Here is a 1,657-nt window from a genome sequence, read left to right as displayed (position 1 = left end):
CGGCGTGTGTCAAGGTAGTTGTCGCCTCAGCCGTTACGCTGCTTGCTTGTAATTCTCTCCGTTTTGCTGCGCTCGCTCCGGGTTCAGGTACACAGCATCTGGTAGTTCCCAGTTGCGGATGCCCGTGGTCCAACGCTGCGGATTCCGGGCGCGCACAACTTCATACAGTGCCGTTCTCTGCGCCAACAGAGCGGTGGCTGTGCCCTGATGCCGCTGGTTGGGCGTGACGTATTTCAGGCTGCTGTGTCGGTGCTCGTCGTTGTACCAACGCACGAAGCGCAGCACCCAGTCACGCGCTTGTTCCAGGCTATCGAACGGGCGTTCCGGCCACATCGGGCAGTACTTCGCCGTGCGGAACAGCGCTTCGGCATAGGCATTGTCGTTACTCACCCTGGGCCGGCTGTAGGATGGCACCACCCCTAGGTCATACATTGCTGCCAGCATGGTGGCCCCTTTCATGGCCTTGCCGTTGTCCGAGTGCAGCACCAGCGGACGACCCGCTGTCTGCTCCCGCAAACAGCCGTGCATCAGCAGGCGGCTGGCGTGCTCAGCCGTCTGGCTCTCATACACCTCGTTGGCTACCAGCTTGCGGCTGTAGATGTCCTTCATCATGTACCAGTAGAAGAACTTGCCCTTGACCGTAGTCGGCAGCCAGGTGATGTCCCAACACCACACCTGATTCGGACCCGTGGCCCGGTGCGTCGTCAGCGGGCGCGTGCACGGGGCCTTGCTGCGGCCACGCCGACGGCTTTGTCCCGCTTCATGCAGCACCCGGTAGATCGTCGATACCGATCCCACGTAGATGCCCTCATCCGCCAGCTTTGGCACGATCTGGTGCGGCGTCAGGCTCGCATAACCTGGCTGGTTCGCCGCCCTCAGCACCGCCTGCCGTTCTGATTCGCTGAACTTGTTGGCCGGTGCATCACGACGCGCTTCAAGCCGCCCGTCGGCGGGGGCTTGCCGCCAGCGCTGCATGGTCCGCTCGGTCAAACCAAGCGCCTCGCACGCCTTCGCCTGACGGGCCCCGGCGCCTACGGCTTCATCGATCAACTCTATGGCTTCCAAGCGATCCGGGGTGCTGATCAGTCTTCCTCGTCCCGTCCCCAGATCGCTGCGGCTTTTTTTTGCAAGACCAGCAGTGCCGCCGTCTCCGCCAGCGCCGCATTCTTGCGCTTGAGCTCGCGTTCCAGTTCACGCACTCGCCCACGCGCCGCTTCGTCTTCCCGCCGCTGCGCCAACGTTCGCTTGACGGGGGTAGCCGCATTGGCCTGCTCGCACGCCTCACGCCATTGCTGAATCTGCTCCGCCCGGATGCCCTTTGCGCGGCAGTACTCCGACAGCTCCGCTTCGCTTAGCGGCGCTGTCTCCAACACAACGCGAAACTTGTCCGCGCTGGACCATTGATCACTCTGCTTTCCGTCACCCGGCACAATTCTTCCTGCTTCTCTCGCCATCCTGCGCCAAGTCCGCAAGGTCACTGTCGTGATCCCTGTGGCCTTGGCCAACTCCACTATCGACCGGTTCAGCGGCGGCATCATCTGCTCCACCACCCATTCCCGATGCTCGATTGCATATCGTGTCATCACCTATTCGCACACCGCCCTCCATTTTGCTTCACCAAGGAGACGGAGACGACAAGTATCCTGACATGGAGGGC

1 protein-coding gene is annotated in these 1,657 nt (G+C 62.2%); it reads right to left on the bottom strand.

Annotated elements, in window-relative coordinates; genetic code table 11:
* Positions 1 to 33 precede the first annotated feature (33 nt).
* Positions 34 to 1,583, bottom strand: a protein-coding gene (locus AC07XB_RS38905; protein WP_492833256.1) for an IS3 family transposase whose coding sequence is annotated in 2 segments (ribosomal slippage) — positions 34 to 1,097 and positions 1,097 to 1,583 — 1,551 coding nt in all. Because the reading frame shifts where the segments join, the coding sequence is not laid out codon by codon here.
* Positions 1,584 to 1,657: the final 74 nt, after the last annotated feature.

Source organism: Cupriavidus sp. GW821-FHT02F09 (assembly GCF_059421605.1).
The sequence above is the reverse complement of the archived record's forward strand: the minus strand, read 5'-3'. Positions and strand labels throughout refer to the sequence as shown.